General features: G+C 36.5%; 1 protein-coding gene. It reads right to left on the minus strand.

The window, feature by feature from the left end:
* A partial coding sequence (locus tag FUA24_RS10820) for a ParB/RepB/Spo0J family partition protein (RefSeq protein WP_222861351.1) occupies positions 1–312 on the minus strand: 312 nt, incomplete at both ends.

The raw sequence follows: 312 nt of genomic DNA on the forward strand, positions 1-312 counted from the left end.
GTTGCGTTATAATTTTTAATTAAGGTTTCTGTAGCTCTTACTGAAAGTTCATTTTCTAACACTTTGCCATAAATATCTAGCTGAGTTGAAGTGTCTTCTACAGAAATTAACGCACGCCCATGCCCCATAGAAATAAAACCATCACGCATGCCCGTTTGTATAATAGGGTCTAGTTTTAACAAGCGTAAATAGTTTGTAATGGTTGAGCGTTTTTTACCAACACGCTCACTCATTTGTTCTTGGGTTAGGTTAATTTCATCAATTAAGCGTTGGTAAGAAAGCGCAATTTCAATAGGATCTAAATCTTGGCGC

The sequence above is a fragment of the Seonamhaeicola marinus genome (genome assembly GCF_008085455.1).